The following is a 15,383-nucleotide window of genomic DNA, read 5'->3' as shown; positions in this document are numbered from 1 at the left end:
GGGAAAAGATGGACTTTTTTAGCACGCAGAACATTCTGGTACATATTCCGATTGGCGCTGGCGGTTACGATCTGTCTTGGATCGAAGCTGTGGGGACGATCGCCGGGTTGCTGTGTATTGGCCTGGCGAGCCTTGAGAAAATCAGCAATTACTTCTTCGGCCTGATAAACGTCACGCTGTTTGCGATTATCTTCTTTCAGATCCAGCTCTATGCAAGCCTGTTGCTGCAAGTTTTCTTTTTTGCCGCCAACATCTACGGCTGGTATGCCTGGTCCAGGCAAACCAACCAGCATGAAGCGGAACTGAAAATTCGCTGGCTGCCGTTACCAAAAGCGATCGGCTGGCTGGCGGCTTGCGTGGTGGCGATCGGCCTGATGTCGGTCTATATCGATCCGGTCTTTGCGTTCCTGACCCGCATTGCGGTGAACATTATGCAGGCATTGGGATTACAGGTTGTTGTGCCTGAGTTGCAACCCGATGCATTCCCATTCTGGGACTCCTGCATGATGGTGTTGTCGATTGCGGCGATGATCCTGATGACGCGTAAGTACGTTGAAAACTGGCTGCTGTGGGTGATCATTAACGTAATAAGCGTAGTGATTTTCGCCCTGCAAGGCGTATATGCCATGTCGCTGGAGTATGTGATCCTGACTGTTATCGCCCTGAACGGTAGCAGGATGTGGATTAACAGCGCGCGTGAGCGGGGGTCCCACGCGCTGTCCCATTAATGGTGATGGTGTGAATGGCCGGATACCCCCTGATACAGGTGGCAGTCCGGCCCATTACACGGCTGATACTCCATCTGGATCGTGGCGTGTTCAATCTGGTAGTGATGGATAAGGAAGTGCTGAATACGCTCCAGCAGCGCGTCGTGATCGTGCGGCGGAACCACCTGCACATGCAGCGTCATTACCGGTTTTTCACCCACCATCCAGACATGGACATGGTGTACATTGCGGACTTCAGGGATATCCCGGCTGAGATGGCGCTGCAGTGCGGCGATATCCAGCGTCAGCGGGGCGCCTTCCAGTAATTCATTAACGCTATCCTTTAACAGTCGCCAGGCGCTACGCAGTACCAGCACGGAAACCAGAATCGAGAGAATCGGGTCTGCAGGCGTCCAGCCCGTCCAGATAATAATCAGCGCAGCGATGATCGCCCCGACCGAGCCGAGTAAATCGCCCATCACATGCAGTGCCGCGGCGCGGACGTTCAGGTTTTTCTCCTCACTGCCGCGGTGTAGAACCCAAAAAGCCAGCACGTTGGCCAGTAAACCCGCGACAGCTATAACCATCATCATGCCGCCAGCCACGGGGCGGGGCGTATGGAAACGCTCAATGGCTTCCCAGACGATTAAAATGGTGATCACGACCAATGCGATGGCATTAACAAACGCGGCCAGTGTCGTGAGCCTCAGCCAGCCGAAGGTGTGTCGTATTGTGGGCGGGCGCTGGGAAAACCGGACGGCCAGCAGCGCAAAAAGGAGCGCTGCGGCATCAGTGAGCATATGCCCGGCATCGGCCAACAAGGCCAGTGAACCTGAAAGTAATCCACCCACCACTTCAACCAACATAAATCCGGCTGTAATGCAGAATGCAAACATCAAGCGGCGGGCATTATTGTCCTTGGGTTGCTCAGAAGAAGTATGAGTATGCGAGTGCGCCATTATGCCATCCCTTTGTTATTCTCATCTTTACTGTATGCCATCATACCGTTTTTGGGATGATAAAATTAAAAAGGAGAGCTATTGCTCTCCCATTATTAGCTTTATTTTCAGCGTTACTGCGTAGTGCCATCAGTTTTTGTCTCAGCATCATTGTTAATGCCGTTTCCGGTCTCAACCTTCTTATTCACATCAGGGCAGCGACCGTCCTTACACATGGTGTTTTTGTGCATCTCGTCTTTGGTCATCCCTTCATGGTTCATTGATGAACCGTTCGGGTGCAGCATTGTGCCACCCGAATTCACGTTACTGTTGTCGACATTATTTGGTGCCACGTTTTCGCGTGCGTCTGGGGCGACCTGACCGGCATCCGCCGAGGAATTTGCCTGGCCGTTATTGGACTGCGTATTGGTTTCAGCAGCCAGCGCCGCGCCGCTGGCGAGGCTGAGTGTAGCGGTAAGAAAGAGTGAAGCCAGCTTTGTCATATGCATAATATGCTCCTGTTATGGTCGATATGTCGGATAACGTCTTCCAACAGTGCATGTGCCAGTTACATCATCAATATGTGGTTAATAGTTTTGCCAGAGAAATTAAACCCAGCATAGAATCTTGAAATTTATGAAAATTAAAGTTGTTACAATTATAAATTGTAGGTTGGATCTCGTTTTTCGCTACTTTATTGCGTTTTTTTGGCTAATTCCAGGATTAATCCGTCCAAAGTGTAAAACCCCGTTTACACTTTATGACTGAAGATATAGATTGGAGGGATTGCATTCATTTATATAAGTATGGCAACGCTGGAATAATCATGAATTATCAGAACGACGATTTACGCATTAAAGAGATCAACGAGTTATTACCGCCAGTCGCATTGTTGGAAAAATTCCCCGCTACTGAAAATGCCGCAAACACGGTAGCTCATGCCCGTAAGGCAATTCATAAAATCCTGAAAGGGAGTGACGATCGCCTGCTGGTAGTGATTGGGCCTTGCTCTATTCATGATCCGGCAGCCGCCAAAGAGTATGCCGCTCGCCTGCTGGCACTGCGTGAAGAGTTAAAAGGCGAGCTTGAAATCGTTATGCGCGTCTATTTTGAAAAACCGCGAACTACCGTCGGCTGGAAAGGGCTTATCAACGATCCGCACATGGACAACAGCTTCCAGATCAACGATGGGCTGCGCATTGCGCGTAAACTGCTGCTGGATATCAATGACAGCGGATTGCCTGCTGCGGGTGAATTCCTCGATATGATTACGCCGCAATACCTCGCCGACCTGATGAGCTGGGGCGCGATTGGGGCACGTACCACAGAATCTCAAGTGCACCGCGAATTGGCGTCTGGTCTGTCCTGCCCGGTTGGCTTTAAAAACGGTACTGATGGCACGATAAAAGTAGCGATTGATGCGATTAACGCCGCGGGAGCGCCGCACTGCTTCCTGTCTGTGACCAAATGGGGCCATTCGGCGATCGTGAATACCAGTGGTAATGGCGATTGCCATATTATTCTGCGCGGCGGCAAAGAGCCGAACTACAGCGCTCAGCACGTTGCCGACGTGAAAGAAGGTCTGATCAAAGCAGGGCTTTCAGCGCAGGTGATGATCGACTTTAGCCATGCCAACTCCAGCAAGCAGTTCAAAAAGCAGATGGATGTCGCGAAAGATGTTTGCGGACAAGTTGCTGGGGGCGAAAAAGCAATTATTGGCGTGATGATCGAAAGCCATCTGGTAGAAGGTAATCAGAACCCGGATAGCGGTGAGCCGCTGACCTACGGTAAAAGTATCACTGACGCCTGCATTGGTTGGGAAGATACCGATGCGGTGTTGCGCCAGCTGGCGGATGCTGTAAAAGCGCGCCGCGGTTAAAAAATTCATCCGGGCTACGCTCGGTAGGCTGGATAAGGCAACGCCGTCATCCGGCAATAAAAAAGCGTGGAGCATTCCACGCTTTTTTCGTTTGACCCGGGATGAAAATTACTTCGCTTTACCCTGGTTCGCAACGGCTGCCGCTTTTGCTGCGATCTCGTCAGCATTACCCAGATAGTAGTGTTTGATTGGTTTGAAGTTTTCGTCGAACTCATATACCAGAGGTACGCCGGTCGGGATGTTCAGTTCAAGGATCTCATCTTCGCCCATGTTATCCAGGTATTTAACCAGCGCACGCAGAGAGTTACCGTGAGCGGCGATAATTACGCGCTCACCACTTTTCATACGCGGCAGAATGGTTTCGTTCCAGTAGGGGATAACGCGATCGATGGTCAGCGCCAGGCTTTCGGTAACCGGTAACTCTTTGTCGGTCAACTTCGCATAACGCGGATCGTGACCTGGATAACGCTCGTCATCTTTGGTCAGCTCCGGTGGTGTTACCGCAAAGCCGCGACGCCATTGCTTAACCTGCTCGTCACCGTATTTTTCAGCGGTTTCAGCTTTGTTCAGACCCTGCAGCGCGCCATAATGACGTTCGTTCAGTTTCCAGGATTTTTCAACCGGCAGCCAGGCCTGATCCAGTTCGTCCAGTACGTTCCACAGGGTGTGGATGGCACGTTTCAGCACAGAGGTATAAGCAAAATCGAAGCTGTAGCCTTCTTCTTTCAGCAGTTTACCTGCCGCTTTTGCTTCGCCCACGCCTTTCTCTGACAGATCAACGTCATACCAACCGGTAAAACGGTTTTCGTTGTTCCACTGACTTTCACCGTGACGTACCAGAACCAGCTTAGTTACAGCCATACACTCACTCCTATAAATCATATTGAATGATAATAATTCTCATTATATTGCCGTAAAGCGTCAGCGGCAATGCTTACGCATAACCATAGCGAAAATAGCGCCACAGTGTAAGGTTCTTGTGAATTCAAGGTTGCGATTTTGTCTTTGAGTGGTGGGGATTTGAGCGGTTCTACTGTGATAAACAAATAACAGGCCCGCTACGTTACGTCATCGGGCCTGTGAGGGGAAAGGATCAGACTGGAATAAACTGATATTCCGTCACGCTGGCATATTCTTCGCCCGGACGCAGGAAGCAGTCCGGCTGCTGCCACTCAGGATGATTTGGGCTGTCCGGGAGAAACTCACTTTCCAGCGCCAGACCTTGCCAGTCTTCGTAGGCGTCTGGTCCGCGAGATGGTGTACCGCCGAGGAAGTTGCCGGAGTAAAACTGCAATGCCGGGGCGGAGGTGTATACCACCATCTGCAGTTTTTCATCCTGGGACCACAGTCGAGCGACCGGCGTACGCGCATTGCCCTGTGCCTGAAGCAGGAAGGCGTGATCGTAACCTTTTACCTTGCGCTGATCGTCATCGGCAAGAAATTCACTGCTGATGATTTTAGGCGTGCGGAAATCGAAACTGCTACCAGCGACGGATTTCAGCCCGTCATGCGGGATGCCCATTTCATCAACCGGCAAGTACTCGTCTGCCATAATTTGCAGCTTATGCTGGCGCACATCTGTTTTGTCACCATCGAGGTTAAAATAAACGTGATTCGTCAGATTCACCGGACAGGGCTTATCGACCGTGGCGCGGTAGGTTATCGAAATACGATTATCGTCAGTCAGGCGATACTGCGCGGTGGCGCATAGATGGCCAGGGAAACCCTGGTCGCCATCGTCAGATGTTAAGGCGAACAGCACCTGACGGTCATTCTGATTGACTATCTGCCAGCGACGTTTGTCGAAACCGTCCGGCCCGCCGTGCAACTGGTTTTCACCCTGACTTGGTATTAATTCAACGGTTTCGCCGGCAAAGGTATAGCGGCTGTTGGCGATACGGTTAGCGTAGCGACCAATCGAAGCCCCCAGAAATGCAGCCTGCTCCGGGTATTGTTCCGGACTGGCGCACCCGAGCAATGCTTCGCGCACGCTACCATCGCTAAGCGGAATACGTGCAGAGAGCAGTGTCGCGCCCCAGTCCATGAGCGTGACGACCATCCCTGCGCCATTGCGCAGGGTGAGCAGGCGAAACGGCTGACCGTCCGGAGCCTGCACCGGGATTTCGTTTAACATTGTCCTGCTCCTTGTGAAGGTTTGCAGACGTAGAATGTTTCTTTGATACCGGTTTTCGCTTCGTATTGTTCCGCGACGGCCTGCTGTACGGCAGGAACCAAATCTTGCGGGATCAGCGCCACGATGCAGCCGCCGAAGCCGCCACCGGTCATACGGACACCGCCTTTATCGCCAATTGTCGCTTTGACAATCTCTACCAGCGTATCAATTTGCGGCACGGTAATTTCAAAGTCATCGCGCATGGAGGCGTGAGATTCCTCCATCAATTGGCCCATACGCAGCAGGTCGCCTTTTTCCAGCGCCTGCGCGGCTTCAACGGTACGCGCATTTTCCGTGATCACGTGGCGAACGCGTTTGGCGACAATCGGATCCAGCTCGTGGGCGACGGCGTTAAACGCTTCAAGGCTGACATCACGCAGCGCTGGCTGTTGGAAGAAGCGCGCGCCGGTTTCACACTGTTCGCGACGGGTGTTGTATTCGCTACCGACCAATGTGCGTTTAAAGTTACTGTTGATGATCACCACCGCGACGCCCTCAGGCATGGAAACGGCTTTGGTGCCCAGCGTTCGGCAGTCGATCAGTAGCGCATGATCTTTCTTACCAAGTGCCGAGATCAACTGATCCATAATGCCGCAGTTACAGCCGACAAACTGGTTTTCAGCTTCCTGACCATTCAGGGCAATTTGCGCGCCGTCGAGCGGCAGATGATAGAGCTGCTGGAATACCGTACCAACAGCGACTTCCAGCGAGGCAGAAGAACTTAAGCCCGCACCCTGCGGGACATTACCGCTGATCACCAGATCAGCACCGCCAAAGGCGTTATTGCGCTTTTGCAGATGTTTCACTACGCCACGCACGTAGTTTGACCACTGTTGGCTGTCATGAGCGATAATCGGCGCATCAAGCGAGAACTCATCAACCTGATTCTCGTAATCAGCGGCGATCACACGGACTTTTCGATCGTCGCGTGCCGCACAGCTGATAACGGTTTGATAGTCGATAGCGCAGGGCAGAACGAAGCCGTCGTTATAATCGGTATGTTCACCGATCAGGTTCACACGACCCGGTGCCTGAATAGTATGGGTGGCAGGGTAGCCAAATGTTTCAGCAAACAGAGATTGTGTTTTTTCTTTCAGACTCATTATTTAAACTCCGGATTCGCGAAAATGGATGTCGCTGACCGCACGCAGTCGTTCAGCTGCTTGTTCGGCCGTCAGGTCGCGCTGGGTTTCTGCCAGCATTTCGTATCCGACCATAAATTTACGCACGGTCGCGGAACGCAGCAGCGGCGGATAAAAGTGTGCATGCAACTGCCAGTGATGGTTTTCTTCACCGTTGAACGGTGCGCCGTGCCAGCCCATGGAATAGGGGAATGAGCACTGGAACAGGTTGTCATAACGACTGGTCAGTTTTTTCAACGCCAGCGCCAGGTCAGCACGCTGTTCGTCGGTCAAATCGGTAATACGCAGCACATGCGCTTTCGGCAGCAGCAGCGTTTCGAACGGCCACGCGGCCCAGTAAGGTACTACCGCCAGCCAGTGCTCGGTTTCAACGACCGTACGGCTGCCATCCGCCAGTTCTCGCTGGACGTAATCAACGAGCATCGGCGCGCCTTGTTCGGCGAAGTACGCTTTCTGCAGGCGATCTTCACGTTCGGCTTCGTTAGGCAAAAAGCTGTTGGCCCAAATTTGTCCGTGTGGGTGCGGGTTCGAGCACCCCATCGCTGCGCCTTTATTCTCAAATACCTGCACCCAAGGGTAGGTTTTCCCTAAGTCTTCGGTCTGTTCCTGCCACGTTTTTACGATTTCTGTCAGTGCAGGGACGCTGAGTTCCGGCAACGTTTTGCTGTGATCGGGTGAGAAGCAAATCACACGGCTGGTACCGCGTGCGCTCTGGCAGCGCATCAACGGATCGTGACTGTCCGGTGCGTCCGGGGTATCGGACATCAGCGCCGCAAAGTCATTGGTAAAGACATAGGTCCCGGTGTAATCCGGGTTTTTGTCGCCGGTAACTCGCCTATTGCCAGCGCACAGGAAGCAGTCCGGGTCATGTGCAGGCAGTACCTGCTTAGACGGAGTTTCCTGCGCCCCTTGCCACGGGCGTTTGGCGCGATGCGGTGAGACGAGGATCCACTGCCCGGTGAGCGGGTTAAAACGGCGATGTGGATGATCGACAGGATTGAATTGCGTCATGATTGGTCCTTAATCCGAATATCCCTGCGGGTGTCGTGACTGCCAGTGCCAGGTATCTTGTGCCATTTCATCCAGTGTGCGGGTCACGCGCCAGTTGAGCTCGCGATCGGCTTTGCTGGCATCAGCCCAGTAGGCAGGAAGATCGCCATCACGGCGCGGCGCGAAATGGTAATTAACCGGTTTACCACAGGCTTTGCTGAAGGCGTTGACCACGTCCAGCACGCTGCTGCCGATGCCTGCACCGAGGTTGTAAATATGTACGCCCTGTTTGCCCGCCAGTTTTTCCATGGCGGCAACGTGGCCGTCGGCGAGATCCATCACGTGGATATAGTCGCGTACACCGGTGCCATCTTCAGTAGGGTAGTCATTGCCAAATATGGCAAGAGACTCGCGGCGGCCAACGGCAACCTGCGCGATGTAAGGCATCAGGTTGTTTGGAATACCTTGCGGATCTTCCCCCATATCTCCCGATGGATGAGCACCAACCGGGTTAAAGTAGCGCAGCAGGGCAATGCTCCAGTCGGGCTGCGCTTTTTGCAGATCGGTCAGGATTTGTTCCACCATCAGCTTGCTTTTGCCGTACGGACTCTGCGGCGTGCCGGTGGGGAAGCTTTCAACGTAAGGAATTTGCGGCTGATCGCCATAGACGGTCGCGGAGGAGCTGAAAATGAAGTTTTTCACGTTAGCAGCGCGCATTGCATTCACCAGACGCAGAGTGCCGTTGACGTTGTTGTCATAGTACTCCAGCGGCTTGGCAACGGATTCTCCAACGGCTTTTAAACCGGCAAAATGGATGACCGTATCAATGGCATGATCGTGCAGAATTTCGGTTATCAGCGCTTCGTTACGGATGTCTCCTTCCACGAAGGTCGGATGCTTGCCGCCTAAACGCTCAATGACGGGCAGTACGCTGCGCTTGCTGTTGCAGAGATTGTCCAGGATCACCACTTCGTGACCGTTTTTCAGCAACTGCACGCAAGTGTGGCTTCCAATGTAACCGCTACCACCTGTAACCAATACTCTCATAATTCGCTCCGTTAAGCCTATGGTATACAATAACCATAGCATAACAAAGATGCGAAAAGTGTGACACGGAATAAATTAGTGGAATCGTTTACACTCCGGTGTTTTCACTCGATGCTGCCAGTTACTTTATTATAAATCATTATGTTAGGTTGTTATTTCAGCACTTGTCTGAAAAAAAAGCAGAAAAAAGGGCGTGATAAACGCCCTGACATGAAAATTAACGCAGAGAGGTTTGTCGATAGGCGTAGATATCACCCTCGGGTACAAACTCTAGCCGATGGGTAATGCAGCCCGGGGCATCTTCGGCGTGATGAGAGACAAACAAAAGCTGAGTTTCACCTTCACCGATCAGGACATCCACAAACCGACGGATCAGTTGACGGTTGAGCGGATCTAATCCTTGCAACGGTTCATCAAGGATCAGCAACGTAGGATGTTTCACCAGTGCACGAACAATCAATGCCAGCCGCTGCTGCCCCCAGGAAAGACTATGAAATGGCGCATCCGCGGTACGTTTATCGATGCCCAGAATATCCAGCCACTGTTGTACCAGCTTGTGCTGCCTGTCGGAGACGGCCTGATAAATGCCGATTGAATCGAAATAACCGGAGAGAATAACGTTGCGAACTGTCGTACTTACCCGGTAATCCAGATGCAGGCTGCTGCTGACATAGCCAATGTGTTTTTTGATATCCCAGATAGTTTCACCGCTGCCCCGGCGGCGGCCAAACAGGGTCAGGTCGTTGCTATATCCCTGGGGATGATCGCCGGTAATTAAACTGAGCAGGGTTGATTTCCCCGCACCGTTGGGACCGATGATTTGCCAGTGTTCCCCCGGATTTACCCGCCAACTCAGATGATGCAGGATAGGGCGATCGTTATACGAGACGGTGCCGTCGTTAAGCACAATGCGCGGCTCGTTATCTGACAACGTGTGGCGCACCGAAGGCTCATCCGGTTCGGGTAACTGGATGCCTTCCAGCCGTTCGCTATGGGCAAGCTGAGCGATTAATGCCTGTTGCAGAAGGTCTGTTTTTGCGCCGGTTTCCGTCAGCGTGCAATCGGCAAGCACGCCGGCAAACTGCACGAACTCGGGAATTTCATCAAAGCGGTTTAGCACCAGCACCAGCGTTAAACCGGCCTGGTGCAACTCAGCGAGCAAATCTGCTAACTGGCGGCGGGACGCGACGTCCAGCCCGTCAAAGGGTTCATCAAGGATCAGCAAATCTGGCGTGGACATTAATGCCTGGCAGAGCAGAGTTTTGCGGGTTTCACCGGTGGAAAGGTATTTGAAACGCCTGTTGAGCAGGGCAGAAATGCCAAACTGCTGCGCCAGCGTAGCGCAGCGGGCGGGGTCGTGAATCTCATCCTGAATGATTTCTGCGGTGGTGCGCCCGGTGTCGTCTTCACCGGGGCTAAGAAGATCGGTGTTGTTTCGCTGCCACTCGTCGCTGACCAGCTTTTGGAGCTGCTCAAAGGAGAGTCGGGTAATACGTGTGAACTGGCAGCGGCGTTCGCCTTTCAGGAGCGGCAACTCGCCCGCCAGCGCGCGGGCCAGCGCAGATTTCCCACTGCCGTTAGAGCCAACAAACGCCCAGCTATCACCCGCGTTTAACGTCAACGCATCTAACTGGAGCGTTTTTGTGTCGCTAAGACGAAACGTGCCTTGCGAAATTTGCAATGATGACATTTTGTATCCCATTATTTGCAGCGATGAATAACAGGGATACGTGTTCTTCAGGCTGATGTCAATTAACTCAGCACAGTGTGGCGATAATCACTTTGTCCGCATTAAAATATGCTGTGACGTTAGCGCCTTCCGTTAATGTGTGGGTCTGCTCTATCGGCAACGTCGCGCACAGCGTCTGGCCGTCTGGCAAGGTCATCAACACTTCACACTGCTCAGCTCCGCGTTCGATATGGCTAATTGTACCCTGCAACTGGTTATCGGCGGCCTGGGCAATGGCGTCGTCCTGAGTGATTCCCACCCACGGCGCTTTCAACAGAATCAGGACTTCTTTGCCTTCTTCAAGCCCGAGACGCTCGCCGCTTTGCGCAGTGATTGCCACTTTCAGGCGCGTTTCGCCATCCGCCAGCAGGACGTCGACATGCTGTTGAACCTGATCGTGGTCGCGGGCGGTAATGGTGCCAAACCACTGGTTACGGGCGCTGGTTTGCAGCGAAAAGCGAGAGATCGCCGCCAGCAGGCTATTGAGTGGCAGGGCATCGTCATCGCTCAAAACATCGAAGGCTTTCTGTTGGATTTGCGCTAATAAATCATACAGCTGGATTAAGCGTTGGCCATAGCGCGTTAACACCGCGCCGCCGCCGCCTTTGCCGCCAGTGGCGCGCTCAACCAGCGTTTGCTCACTGAGCTGGTTCATTTCGTTAATCGCATCCCAGGCGCTTTTATAACTGATACCTGCATCCTTTGCGCCCTGACTGATGGAGCCGGAAAGCGCAATGTGTTTAAGCAGAGAAATGCGACGGGGATCGGCAAACAGTTTTTGCTGAAGTTTCAGCGTAAGAAGGATTTCGGCCTGCATCACAAGCTCCTGGCAAAAGGGGTATTGTGACGGAAAACCGCGCGCGCGCAAAGCCAACCGCACAAAAGGGGAGTGCTTTTCTGTGTTATGTGGTTAGAATACAACTAAGGACTATATCTGGAGTTGACCATGTTAGAGTTATTGAAAAGTCTGGTATTCGCCGTAATCATGGTACCTGTGGTAATGGCCATCATTCTGGGTCTGATTTACGGACTGGGTGAAGTGTTTAACATTTTCTCCGGTATCGGTCAGAAAGACCAGTCCAGACAGAATCATTGATTCCCCAAACGCCCGCTCAGTCGGGCGTTTATATTTTTTGCCTGCCAACTCGTTTTCTCAAGATCTTGCTTTCCCTGCCGATATTTTCTTTGTGTAACCTCTAATTGGTATCAATAACCACTGGGAAAATCCTGATTTACTCGCTATATTTGCGCCTACATAACGAAACGCAAAGGAGTTACAGATGGCACGTACATGGTTACGCTTGTTTGCAGGGGCAACACTTTCTCTTACCGTTGCCGGACATGCGCTGGCGGATGAAGGAAAGATTACCGTTTTTGCAGCTGCTTCGCTGACCAACGCGATGCAGGACATTGCAACGCAATATAAAAAAGAGAAGAACGTTGATGTTGTCTCCTCTTTTGCTTCTTCTTCCACGCTGGCGCGTCAGATTGAAGCAGGCGCTCCGGCCGATCTGTTTATTTCTGCCGATCAGAAATGGATGGACTACGCGGTAGACAAGAAGTCGATTGATACCGCATCGCGTGAAACGCTGCTGGGTAACAGTCTGGTGGTGGTTGCGCCGAAAGCCAGCGCGCAGAAAGACTTCACCATTGACAGCAAAACCAACTGGACCAGTCTGTTGAACGGTGGACGCCTGGCTGTTGGCGATCCAGAACATGTTCCGGCGGGCATTTATGCCAAAGAAGCGCTGCAAAAACTGGGTGCATGGGATACCCTGGCCCCGAAACTGGCTCCTGCTGAAGACGTGCGCGGTGCGCTGGCACTGGTAGAGCGTAACGAAGCGCCGCTGGGGATCGTCTATGGTTCCGATGCTGTCGCCAGTAAGGGCGTAAAAGTTGTTGCGACTTTCCCGGAAGATTCGCACAAAAAAGTGGAATACCCTATCGCGATTGTTGATGGACACAAAAACGCAACGGTTAGCGCGTTCTATGATTACCTGAAAGGACCGCAGGCTGCTGAAATCTTTAAACGTTATGGATTTACGACCAAGTAATGATACTGACCGATCCTGAATGGCAGGCCGTCATCCTGAGCCTGAAAGTTTCTTCCCTGGCTGTGTTGTTTAGTTTGCCGTTTGGGATCTTCTTTGCCTGGCTGCTTGTGCGATGCAAGTTCCCGGGCAAAGCGCTGCTCGACAGCGTTCTGCATTTGCCACTGGTTCTGCCGCCGGTCGTGGTGGGCTATCTGCTGTTAGTCGCCATGGGGCGGCGTGGACTCATCGGTGAATGGCTGTACGACTGGTTTGGCATTACCTTTGCTTTTAGCTGGCGCGGTGCGGTACTGGCTGCGGCGGTGATGTCTTTTCCTCTGATGGTACGGGCAATTCGTCTGGCGCTGGAAGGTGTTGACGTCAAGCTGGAGCAGGCGGCCCGCACGCTGGGAGCTGGACGCTGGCGCGTATTCATGACCATTACGCTACCGCTGATGCTGCCCGGCATTATTGTCGGTACGGTGCTGGCGTTCGCGCGTTCCCTCGGGGAGTTCGGCGCAACCATTACTTTTGTTTCCAACATTCCTGGCGAAACCCGCACCATTCCTTCGGCGATGTATACCCTGATCCAGACTCCCGGCGGCGAAAGCGCGGCGGCGAGGTTGTGTATCATTTCTATTGTTTTAGCGCTGATTTCGCTGCTGATTTCTGAATGGCTGGCGCGTATTAGCCGTGAGCGGACGGGGCGATAATTATGCTGGAACTCAATTTCTCCCAGACGCTGGGGACGCATTGCCTGACGCTCAACGAAACGCTGCCAGCCAGCGGCATCACCGCTATTTTTGGCGTTTCCGGCGCGGGCAAAACCTCACTGATTAACGCCATCAGCGGCCTGACGCAGCCGCAGTCCGGACGCATCGTGCTCAACGGTCGGGTCTTAAACGACGTCGAGAACGGTATCTGTTTAACGCCGGAAAAACGCCGGGTGGGCTATGTTTTCCAGGATGCGCGCCTGTTCCCGCACTATAAAGTGCGCGGCAACCTGCGTTACGGAATGGCGAAAAGCATGGCCGGACAGTTTGATAAGCTGGTGGCGCTGTTGGGTATTGAACCGCTGCTTGACCGTTTGCCAGGCGGTCTTTCTGGCGGTGAAAAGCAGCGTGTCGCCATCGGTCGGGCGCTGCTGACCGCGCCTGAGTTATTGTTGCTTGATGAGCCGTTAGCCTCGCTGGATATACCGCGTAAACGCGAACTGCTGCCTTACCTGCAACGCCTTGCACGTGAAATCAATATTCCGATGCTGTATGTCAGCCACTCGCTTGATGAGATTTTGCACCTGGCAGACAAAGTGATGGTGCTGGAGAACGGGCAGGTCAAAGCGTTTGGTTCGCTGGAAGATGTCTGGGGTAGCAGCGTGATGCACCCCTGGCTGCCTAAGGAACAGCAAAGCAGTATTCTGAAAGTCAGCGTGCTGGAGCATCATCCACACTATGCGATGACCGCGTTGGCGCTCGGCGATCAGCATCTGTGGGTCAATAAGCTGGAGCAACCGCTGCAAACCGCGCTGCGTATTCGTATTCAGGCATCTGATGTTTCACTGGTGCTCCAACCACCCCAGCAGACCAGTATTCGTAATGTGCTGCGGGCAAAAGTCGCGCAATGCTATGACGATAACGGTCAGGTGGAAGTTCAGCTTGAGGTGGGCGGTAAGACGCTGTGGGCAAGGATCAGCCCATGGGCCAGGGATGAACTGGGTATCAAACCTGGCCTGTGGCTGTACGCGCAAATTAAGAGCGTATCGATTACCGCCTGATTACAGCAGGTGGGAGTAGATAAATTTAGCGATGCTGTCTGTGGTGTTGTCACCAATCACGATGTTGGCGCGGGCTTTGACCGCGTCATCCGCGTTGCCCATCGCCACGCCGGTACCTGCGGCTTCCAGCATGCTGATATCGTTAAAGTTATCGCCAAAGGCAATCACGTTTTCCATTGACCCTCCCTGTGCTTCAATCCACTGGGTAAGGCGTCGTCCTTTGCTGTTGCCTTTACGGGCAATGTCGACCTGATCGTGCCAGGACCATTCACACTCCAGCCCCAGCTGTTGCTCAACGTACTGGCCAAACTGCTGCAGTTTCGGAATATCTTCGTCGGTCAGGGCAAATTTCCAGACGGCGTTGACGTCATGTGCGGCCTGCGCCAGCGAAGGTACCTGAGTGAAGGTCGGGCGCTGTTCCGGCGGCAGAGTTTGTGCCCAGTTAGCGGTACGCACCACATGCCCGGTTGGGCGCTCATACAGCATGGCCTCATCCACATACATCAGCCCGTGGATCTGATGTTCATCCAGCATTTCGATCAGCTGTAATGCCTGATCTACTGGAAGGGGATCGGATTCCAGTACCTTTTTTGCCTGATAATCATACAAGTAGGTACCGTTACAGCAAATTGCAGGTGTATCCAGCGCCAGTGCCTGATAAAAAGGATGAATAGCAACGTGATGACGACCTGTGACAATGATAAGTTGGTAGCCTGCTTCTCTGGCGCGCGAGAGCGCTTCGAGAGAGGATGGCAGCAAGGTTTTTTTCGGGGTCAACAGGGTACCGTCTAAATCCAGGGCAATCACGCGTGCGGTCATAGTTTTTTCCAGATTAAGGTTGAGAATTTTGTCTGCTGGAATGGTACACCGAGACGGGAGCCGGACAAAATGCTGAGCCTTAATTAAGCATTCACCGTTAAAAGCGTCTACCTTAGGCGTGTGTCAGGCAATTGCAGCCACCTGCCAAAAAGCAA

General features: G+C 52.9%; 16 protein-coding genes. 6 read left to right on the top strand and 10 right to left on the bottom strand.

Going from position 1 to position 15,383, the window contains the following annotated elements; translation table 11 throughout:
* Positions 1–8: 8 nt before the first annotated feature.
* The gene (pnuC, locus tag OGY06_RS07245; RefSeq protein ID WP_003831446.1) at positions 9–728 is read left to right on the top strand and encodes a nicotinamide riboside transporter PnuC; all 720 of its coding nucleotides are present in this window, start codon (positions 9–11) and stop codon (positions 726–728) included.
* Here pnuC and zitB read toward each other — a convergent pair.
* Both zitB and OGY06_RS07235 read right to left on the bottom strand, forming a co-directional pair.
* On the bottom strand, positions 725–1,666 hold the full coding sequence (zitB, locus tag OGY06_RS07240; protein ID WP_063940679.1) for a CDF family zinc transporter ZitB: 942 nt from the start codon (positions 1,664–1,666) through the stop codon (positions 725–727). The two genes, pnuC and zitB, sit on opposite strands and share 4 nt — an antisense overlap.
* Positions 1,667–1,779: 113 nt before the next feature.
* Positions 1,780–2,154, bottom strand: coding sequence for a YbgS-like family protein (locus OGY06_RS07235; protein WP_003022994.1), 375 nt, complete (start codon positions 2,152–2,154; stop codon positions 1,780–1,782).
* Positions 2,155–2,471: 317 nt separating this feature from the next.
* Here OGY06_RS07235 and aroG point away from each other — a divergent pair, with 317 nt between their 5' ends.
* Positions 2,472–3,524, top strand: a complete 1,053-nt coding sequence (aroG, locus tag OGY06_RS07230) for a 3-deoxy-7-phosphoheptulonate synthase AroG (protein WP_003831449.1) — start codon at positions 2,472–2,474, stop codon at positions 3,522–3,524.
* 108 nt (positions 3,525–3,632) lie between these two features.
* Here the strand turns inward: aroG and gpmA are convergent, their stop codons facing one another.
* The 7 genes from gpmA to modE all read right to left on the bottom strand — a co-directional run bounded on the left by gpmA (position 3,633) and on the right by modE (position 11,422).
* Entirely contained in the window at positions 3,633–4,385 is a 753-nt protein-coding gene (gene gpmA / locus OGY06_RS07225; protein ID WP_003022999.1) for a 2,3-diphosphoglycerate-dependent phosphoglycerate mutase, read from the bottom strand.
* 232 nt (positions 4,386–4,617) lie between these two features.
* A complete protein-coding gene (gene galM, locus OGY06_RS07220) occupies positions 4,618–5,658 on the bottom strand; it encodes a galactose-1-epimerase (RefSeq protein ID WP_284961791.1) in 1,041 nt (346 codons plus the stop codon).
* Complete coding sequence (galK, locus tag OGY06_RS07215) at positions 5,652–6,800, bottom strand: galactokinase (protein ID WP_126318789.1); 1,149 nt, start codon at positions 6,798–6,800, stop codon at positions 5,652–5,654. Before galK ends, galM begins: the two co-directional genes overlap by 7 nt.
* Positions 6,801–6,803: 3 nt before the next feature.
* Positions 6,804–7,850, bottom strand: a complete 1,047-nt coding sequence (galT, locus tag OGY06_RS07210; RefSeq protein WP_286605007.1) for a galactose-1-phosphate uridylyltransferase — start codon at positions 7,848–7,850, stop codon at positions 6,804–6,806.
* Positions 7,851–7,859: 9 nt separating this feature from the next.
* Positions 7,860–8,876, bottom strand: coding sequence for a UDP-glucose 4-epimerase GalE (gene galE, locus OGY06_RS07205; protein ID WP_003831462.1), 1,017 nt, complete (start codon positions 8,874–8,876; stop codon positions 7,860–7,862).
* Positions 8,877–9,093: 217 nt separating this feature from the next.
* Positions 9,094–10,566: a molybdate ABC transporter ATP-binding protein ModF gene (gene modF, locus OGY06_RS07200; protein ID WP_164562993.1), complete on the bottom strand. Its 1,473-nt coding sequence runs from the start codon at positions 10,564–10,566 to the stop codon at positions 9,094–9,096.
* Positions 10,567–10,633: 67 nt separating this feature from the next.
* Positions 10,634–11,422: a molybdenum-dependent transcriptional regulator gene (gene modE, locus OGY06_RS07195; protein ID WP_286605005.1), complete on the bottom strand. Its 789-nt coding sequence runs from the start codon at positions 11,420–11,422 to the stop codon at positions 10,634–10,636.
* Positions 11,423–11,551: 129 nt separating this feature from the next.
* On the opposite strand from modE, the gene OGY06_RS07190 reads away from it, so the two are divergent.
* From OGY06_RS07190 to modC, 4 genes are all read left to right on the top strand, one after another.
* Complete coding sequence (locus OGY06_RS07190; protein WP_003023026.1) at positions 11,552–11,701, top strand: AcrZ family multidrug efflux pump-associated protein; 150 nt, start codon at positions 11,552–11,554, stop codon at positions 11,699–11,701.
* A gap of 184 nt (positions 11,702–11,885) precedes the next feature.
* Positions 11,886–12,659 (top strand): molybdate ABC transporter substrate-binding protein, encoded by a 774-nt coding sequence (gene modA / locus OGY06_RS07185; RefSeq protein ID WP_003831470.1) that lies wholly within the window; start codon positions 11,886–11,888, stop codon positions 12,657–12,659.
* Complete coding sequence (gene modB, locus OGY06_RS07180) at positions 12,659–13,348, top strand: molybdate ABC transporter permease subunit (RefSeq protein ID WP_003831472.1); 690 nt, start codon at positions 12,659–12,661, stop codon at positions 13,346–13,348. The genes modA and modB overlap by 1 nt, the downstream gene beginning before the upstream one ends.
* A 2-nt stretch (positions 13,349–13,350) precedes the next feature.
* Entirely contained in the window at positions 13,351–14,409 is a 1,059-nt protein-coding gene (gene modC, locus OGY06_RS07175) for a molybdenum ABC transporter ATP-binding protein ModC (RefSeq protein ID WP_003831474.1), read from the top strand.
* On the opposite strand, the gene OGY06_RS07170 is transcribed toward modC, so the two are convergent.
* Positions 14,410–15,228 (bottom strand): pyridoxal phosphatase, encoded by an 819-nt coding sequence (locus OGY06_RS07170; protein WP_003831476.1) that lies wholly within the window; start codon positions 15,226–15,228, stop codon positions 14,410–14,412.
* Positions 15,229–15,383: the final 155 nt, after the last annotated feature.

This window comes from Citrobacter sp. Cpo147, from assembly GCF_030332405.1.
Lineage (GTDB): Bacteria > Pseudomonadota > Gammaproteobacteria > Enterobacterales > Enterobacteriaceae > Citrobacter > Citrobacter portucalensis.
Note: the sequence above shows the minus strand (reverse complement) of the source record. Positions and strands in the feature narration are given on the sequence as shown.